Below are 6,376 nucleotides of genomic sequence, written 5' to 3' on the forward strand. Positions count from 1 at the left end.
ACTTGCGCACTGAGGATTTTGCTTGCTGCTCTTCTCCTCCTCCACTCTTGCCCCTCTCGCCCGCGAGGCCGGATGCCTCTCGTCTGACGGGCGGTGCGACTTACCTCTAGGACGAGCCATGATCGCCCGGACGCGCACGCCCGGGCTTACGTGGATCCCTTTGCCCTCGTCTGGCATGGACTTGGACGGCCCCGCGCGGGAGCCGGCCGCAACCACAGACCTGGGTCGAGACGCCTTCGAGTATACCCGCGCGACGTCGCCGACGGCGCGGCGGTTCCGCGGGCGCGCCGGTCGCGGCGGAGCGGGGCGGGCGGGGTCTGGGTCTTGTCCCGCTTCCGGCGTCGCCTGGTCCCTGGCCCACAAATACGGCATTTGAGTATTCGTGGCCCACAAATGCCTCAACTGTGGGCCACGTACCCAGCGAGAAGGACACAGATGTCGTGAATCGATGCTTTTGGGTGCCCGAGGGCGCCGATCGAGGGCCTTCTCGCACCTCCTTCTCGGTACGTGGCCCACAAAAGGTGCATCTGTGGGCCACGAATACACAAATGCCGCCGAACTTGTCCAAGCGGCCCGCGGGCGCATCGGGATCGGCCGCCGTCACCAGACGCGGGCGAAGACGCAGGCCGTGACCGAGGCGGCGCCGCGGGCGAGAAGTACGCGCGTGGCCTCGGCGACCGACGCGCCGGTGGTGGCCACGTCGTCGAGCAGCAGCAGGCGCCCGCCCGCCACGTCGCCGACCGCGCGCATGGTGCCGGAAAGGTTGGCGGCGCGCTCCCGCCGCCCGAGCTCGCGCTGGTCGCGGGAGGCCGCGCGCACGAGCGCGTCAGCAAGCGGCAGGTCGGCGGCCGAGCAGAGCGCGCGGGCCACGAGCTCCATGTGGTCGAAGCCGCGCCGCGCGTAGGCGGCCGCGGTGGCCGGCACGAAGCAGACCCCGTCAATCGCGTCGGGGTCGAAGCGGGGCGCGCCGTCCGGGGCGGGCCAGGCCGACGCCTCGTCGAGCGCCGTGAGCATCGCGGCCGCCATCACGGGGGCCAGGCGCAGCTCGTGGGCGTCCTTGAGGGCGGCGACCAGGCGGGCGGGCGCGCCGTGGAAGCCCGTCGCGGCCACGGCGGCGCGGGTGGGCCAGGCGCCGTCGCACTCCGTGCAGGTGAGAAAGCCGTACGGCGCGCCGCAGACGGGACAGGCCAGGCGCTGCTCGACCCACGGCAGCGCGGCGCGGCACTCGTCGCAGAGCAGCTCGCCGGGCTGGTCGCAGCCCACGCAGCGGGTGGGCCACACGAGCTCGGCGAGCTCGTCGGCCGCGGCGCGGGCAAGCTGTCCGATGCGCATGGGCCACCCCCTCCCGCCGCGGGACCCGCGCGACGGGCCCCGACTCTACCACGCGCGCTGCCCTTCTCGCCCGTCGTCACTGATTAACACGCATATTCTGACAAACTCGTTTTTCTTTCCTGCGATTATATGAATATGAAATCATTTTTTGCGGGTTATTTGAAAAGCGGCGGGCGTGGGAGGCTGCGCGTCAACGGGCGAGAAGGACGCGCGGCGGCGTACCATACGGGACATGCGGCTTCTCACCCGGGACATATCGGCCGGCGCGGCGGACCCCGCCGTGGCGCACCTGCTCGCGGACCTCGCCGAGGCGTGCGCGGTCTACGAGCGCGTCTACGGCGCCGGCGCGGACGGCGACGCCGCCGTGCTCGGCCTCGCGACGGGTGCCGAGATGGGCGCACTACCCGAGCTCCCGCCCGGCGCGCGCGTCTACGCCGTCTGCGTCACGGACGGCACCGACCCCGCGCCCGCGCTCGACGCCCTGGGCGAGCTGGCACGTCGCTGCGCCGCGGCTGGCCTCGCCTGGAGGGGCGGCCTCGCCGTCATCGACGCGGACGTCGTGGCGCGCGCGGTGCGCTGCCCCCGCATGGGGTGGCGCCGCCGGCGCGTCTCCGAGGCCATCGACCGCCTCGTCGCCGCGATCCGCGCGGGCGCCGACTTCCCCACCGAGGCGGTCGATCCCTCTCGCTACGCCCGGCTCATGGCGCGCCGGACGCCCCGCCCGTAGGGACGCCGCCCTACACGAGCACCGCCCGCAGCGCGAACCCAATCACAACCAGCGCCGCCAGGGCCGCCCCGAAGCACCGCAGCGCGATCGGCGTCGCGACGTCCTGAGCCTCATTGGCGTTCAGGACCTCGCACCAGTGCCTCTCGCCGCACGCCGGACAGACGAAGCGCTTGGCCAGATACCCGTAGCGCGGCCTGCGCACCAGCGTCACGCCCCGCGCCTCGGTCCTCGTGACCGAACGGGAGCGCTGCACCTTCGAGCGGGTGTACGCACGCGGCGCGAGCTCGAACTCGTTGCCGCAGGCCTCGCAGCGCAGTCGGTAGCGCAGCCCCGACGCCTCGACCCCCGCGAGCGTGCGCCGCCAGGCAACCACGAACAGGATGACCATCAAGACGAGACACCCGGCCATTGCGACCAGGGCCAAGATCAGACGAGCGGGCATGACGACCCCCTACAGCCCGAAGAAGGCCCGCGCGTTCTCCCAGAGCGCGCGGTACGTGGCCGCCCGGCTGCCGCGCCCGGCGGCCTCGCGCACGTCGGCGAGAAGGGCCGCGGTGAACGCCACCATGGCCGGCTCGCACTCCTCCCCGCGCAGGGGCACCGGCGCCATGTAGGGGCTGTCGGTCTCGGAGAGCAGCTTGCGCTCGGGGCAGTAGACGGCCGCGGCGCGGATGTCGTCGGAGCGGCTGAAGGTGGCCGCCCCGCCGAAGGCCACGTGGCAGCCGAGGCGCGTGAAGTCCTCCATCACCTTGACGTCGGAGGTGAAGCAGTGCAGGTCGCAGCCGCTCGCGGGCACGCCCTCCTCGGCAAGGATCCGCGCGGCGTCGGCGTGCGCCCCGCACGCGGCATCACCGACGGCGTCGCGGATGTGCAGCTCCGCCGGCAGCCCCAGCTCGTGCGCCACGCGCAGCTGGCAGCGGAACGCCTCCTCCTGCACCGGGTACGGCACCTTGTTGTACGGGCCGTAGTCGAGCCCGAACTCCCCCACGCCCACGGCGCGCGGGCTGGCCAGCAGCTCGCGCAGGCGCGCGATCGCCTCGTCGTCCAGCTCGGCCGCCCCGTAGGGGTGCGCGCCGGCCACGATGCGCACGTTGTCCAGAAGCGCCGGCGCGTCCGTACCCTCGAAGTCCGGCGGCACCACGCCGCGCGCGGCCCACTCGTCGAGGCAGCGCCCCGCGAGCTCGACCTGCTCGTCCAGCCAGCCCAGGAGCTCGGCGACGCTCCCCCAGCGGCCGGGAACGTCCTCGACGGGGTCGACCGGCACCACGAGCAGCCGCACGCCGGCCACCGCGGCGCGCGCGAGGGCGAGCGCCGGGTCGTGCGCGCGGAAGCTCGTGAGGTGGCCGTGGGTGTCGGCGAGCGGCGCGAGCGGCTCGGGCGCCTCGACGGGGTTGCCCTTGCGGTCGTGGAAGAGCGCGCCGTCCGCGAGCGTGCGGTCGTCGAGGGAAATCTGCTCGGACATGGTCACTCCTTCGGGGAGGTCAGCGGGGAGAGCGCGTTCGCCAGGCGCACGAAGTCGGCGGGCGCGAGCGTCTCGGCGCGACAGGTGGGGGCGATGCCGCACGCCGCGAACGCCGCGTCGAGCGCGCCCTTCTCGAAGCCGGACGCGGACATCGAGTTGCGTATGGTCTTGCGCCGCTGCGCGAACGCGGCGTCGATGACGGCGGAGACGGCCGGGATGTCCCATTTTTCTCCTGTCCCCTTTTGGGACAGGCGGTCGATGCGCACCACGGCGGAGTCCACGTGCGGGGGAGGCATGAAGTTGCGCGGCCCCACCTCGAAGCGCCCGGTCACGCGGGCGAGAAGGGCCAGCTTGGCCGTGTAGGCGCCGTAGGTGCGGCTGCCGGGCTCGGCGCAGATGCGGTCGGCGACCTCGGCCTGCACCATCACCACCAGCCGCTCGAGCGACGGCATCTCCTGCAGGTAGCGCAGGATGATCGTGGCGGCCACGTTGTAGGGCAGATTGGACACCATGACCGTGGGCGCACCGCCCGCGGCCTCGGCGACCTGCCCCGGCGTCACGCGCAGCGCGTCGCCCATGATGAACGAGAACCCCGGGTGGGCCGCGGCGTGCGCCGAGAGCACCGGCTCGAGCGTGCGGTCGGCCTCGACGGCCACCACGTGCGACGCCTCGGCGAGAAGCGCCAGCGTGAGGGTGCCGATGCCGGGCCCGACCTCGAGCACGCGCGCGTCGGCCGGAAGCTCCGCGAGCGCGCAGATCCTCTCGACCACCGCGTTGCTCACCAGGAAGTTCTGGCCCAGGCGGTGCTTGGTGGCCAGGCCGTAGGCCTCGAGCAGCGCGCGCGTGGCGCCCGGACTCGCGAGCGGTGAGGACGCCACGGCTACTTCTTGTCCGCCACGAGGCGCGGGAAGAGCGCGTCGCCCTTGGTCACGGGCGCCCCGCCGACCAGGCCGCCCCACGCGCAGGCCGCGCGCAGGTCGTCGGTCGCGGCCTCGTCGCCCAGGCTCATGCGGCGCAGCACCTCGGCAGAGGTGGACGGCATGAACGGCGCGAGCAGGTGCGCGCAGATGCGGATGGACTCGAGCAGGCTCGCGATGATGTCGGCGAGCTCACCGGCGCGCTCCGGGTCCTTGGCCACGGTCCAGGGCGCGGAGTCCTCGATGAAGTGGTTGGCGGCGTGGACGAGCTCCATCACGACGTCCTTGGCGCCCACGTAGTCAAAGCGCTCCATGCACGCGGCGTAGGCGTCGTAGATGCCGGTGGCGATGCCGCGGAGCACGCCGTCCTTCTCGGCCCAGCCGTCGGCCAGCGCGGGCGTGGCGCCGTCGAAGTACTTGGCGCTCATGTTGAGCGCGCGGCTCACGAGGTTACCCCAGCTGTTGGCCAAATCGGCGTTGTAGACCTGCTCCATGCGCTCGAAGCTGATCGCGGAGTCCTCGCCGTGGTTGACGTCGGTCATGAAGTAGTAGCGGTAGCCCTCGACGCCCAGAAGGTCTATCACGTCCTGCGGCGCGATCGCGTTGCCGCGGGACTTGGACATCTTCTCGGCCTTGCCGGTCTCGGCGTTGCGCACCGTGAGGAAGCCGTGCGCGAAGACGTGCTCGGGCAGGGCCTCGCCGATGGCCATGAGCATGGCGGGCCAGATCACGCAGTGGAAGCGGATGATGTCCTTGCCCACCACGTGGCACTGCGCCGGCCAGCGGCGCGCCAGCTCGGCGCGGGCCTCGGGTGTGTCCACGCCGTAGCCCACGGCGGTCATGTAGTTGAGCAGCGCGTCAAACCACACGTAGGTGACGTGCTTCTCGTCAAACGGCAGCTGGATGCCCCAGTCGAAGGTGGTGCGGCTGACCGAGAGGTCCTGCAGGCCGCCGGCCACGAACGTGCGCACCTCGTTCATGCGGAAGTCGGGCCGCACGAAGTCGGGGTGCTCGTCGTAGAGCGCGAGCAGACGGTCCTGGAACGCGGAGAGCTTGAAGAACCAGGACTCCTCCTGGACGCGCTCGAGCGGACGGCCGCAGTCGGGACAGAGGTGCTGGCCCTTGGTGTCGCGCTCCTCGTCGGCCTTCTCGACCTGGGTCTCGGTGAAGTAGGTCTCCTCCGGCACGCAGTACCAGCCGTCGTAGGAGCCCTTGTAGATGTAGCCCGCCTCGCGCATGCGCTCCCAGAGGTACTGGACGGCGTGGTGCTGGCGCGGCTCGGTGGTGCGGATGAAGTCGTCGTTGGAGATCTCGAGGGTCTCCCAGAGGCCGGTGAACAGCGGCGCCTGGGAGTCGCACCACTGCTGCGGGGTCATGTCGTGGGCGGCCGCGGCCTCGGCGACCTTCTCGCCGTGCTCGTCCATGCCCGTGAGGAACTTCACGTCGTAGCCGGCCGCGCGGCGGAAGCGCGCCTGGACGTCCGCGAGGATCGTGCAGTAGGCGGTGCCCAGGTGCGGGGCGGCGTTGACGTAGTAGATCGGCGTGGTGATGTAGTAGGAAGGCTTCTCTGCCATGTGTCGGCTCCTCATGACGGACGTGCATGCGGGGTCGATTGTACCGCAGGGCCGGGGCGCGGCGCGGATGCCGACCGGCGTGCGGCGGGCGTGCGGCGTCCGGACGCCTTGGGCGTCAAAACCGTCCCGAAGCCGCACCTCCGCCGTTGACGTGCGGCGTCCGGACGCTCTGGGCGAGAAGACCGTCAGCTTCCCGCACGTCACTCGTCGCGCGCGGAGGCGGCGGCCACCATGGCGTCGTAGACCTCGGCGCGGGGCAGCGAGAAGGACCTGGCGAGCCGCTTGGCCAGCGCGCTCTTGGGCTCGCCGGAGGCCAGCCCGGCGGCGATCTCGTCGGCGAGCGAGCCGGACGGCCCCGCGGCGG

The 6,376-nt window shown here is 72.0% G+C and carries 6 protein-coding genes; 1 reads left to right on the plus strand and 5 read right to left on the minus strand.

Going from position 1 to position 6,376, the window contains the following annotated elements; genetic code table 11:
* Positions 1–600: 600 nt before the first annotated feature.
* Complete coding sequence (locus tag ACWTSU_RS08260; protein WP_455139610.1) at positions 601–1,332, minus strand: ComF family protein; 732 nt, start codon at positions 1,330–1,332, stop codon at positions 601–603.
* Positions 1,333–1,564: 232 nt separating this feature from the next.
* Here ACWTSU_RS08260 and ACWTSU_RS08265 point away from each other — a divergent pair, with 232 nt between their 5' ends.
* Positions 1,565–2,059 carry a hypothetical protein gene (locus tag ACWTSU_RS08265; protein ID WP_455139612.1) on the plus strand — a complete coding sequence of 165 codons (495 nt, stop codon included), beginning with the start codon at positions 1,565–1,567 and terminating at the stop codon, positions 2,057–2,059.
* A 10-nt stretch (positions 2,060–2,069) separates the two neighbouring features.
* Here the strand turns inward: ACWTSU_RS08265 and ACWTSU_RS08270 are convergent, their stop codons facing one another.
* The 4 genes from ACWTSU_RS08270 to metG are packed head-to-tail and all read right to left on the minus strand — an operon-like array spanning position 2,070 to position 6,012.
* A complete protein-coding gene (locus ACWTSU_RS08270; protein ID WP_455139614.1) occupies positions 2,070–2,501 on the minus strand; it encodes a hypothetical protein in 432 nt (143 codons plus the stop codon).
* Between the two features lie 9 nt (positions 2,502–2,510).
* Positions 2,511–3,521 (minus strand): TatD family hydrolase, encoded by a 1,011-nt coding sequence (locus ACWTSU_RS08275; protein ID WP_455139616.1) that lies wholly within the window; start codon positions 3,519–3,521, stop codon positions 2,511–2,513.
* 2 nt (positions 3,522–3,523) lie between these two features.
* On the minus strand, positions 3,524–4,399 hold the full coding sequence (gene rsmA, locus ACWTSU_RS08280) for a 16S rRNA (adenine(1518)-N(6)/adenine(1519)-N(6))-dimethyltransferase RsmA (protein WP_455139618.1): 876 nt from the start codon (positions 4,397–4,399) through the stop codon (positions 3,524–3,526).
* A 2-nt stretch (positions 4,400–4,401) separates the two neighbouring features.
* Positions 4,402–6,012 (minus strand): methionine--tRNA ligase, encoded by a 1,611-nt coding sequence (metG, locus tag ACWTSU_RS08285; RefSeq protein ID WP_455139620.1) that lies wholly within the window; start codon positions 6,010–6,012, stop codon positions 4,402–4,404.
* Positions 6,013–6,376 lie beyond the last annotated feature (364 nt).

This window comes from Thermophilibacter sp. (assembly GCF_966187215.1).

Coding starts and splice junctions, on each gene's coding strand:
- ACWTSU_RS08265 (WP_455139612.1), top strand. CDS start 1,565: ATGCGGCTTCTCACCCGGGACATATCGGCCGGCGCGGCGGACCCCGCC.
- metG (WP_455139620.1), bottom strand. CDS start 6,012: ATGGCAGAGAAGCCTTCCTACTACATCACCACGCCGATCTACTACGTC.
- ACWTSU_RS08270 (WP_455139614.1), bottom strand. CDS start 2,501: ATGCCCGCTCGTCTGATCTTGGCCCTGGTCGCAATGGCCGGGTGTCTC.
- ACWTSU_RS08275 (WP_455139616.1), bottom strand. CDS start 3,521: ATGTCCGAGCAGATTTCCCTCGACGACCGCACGCTCGCGGACGGCGCG.
- ACWTSU_RS08260 (WP_455139610.1), bottom strand. CDS start 1,332: ATGCGCATCGGACAGCTTGCCCGCGCCGCGGCCGACGAGCTCGCCGAG.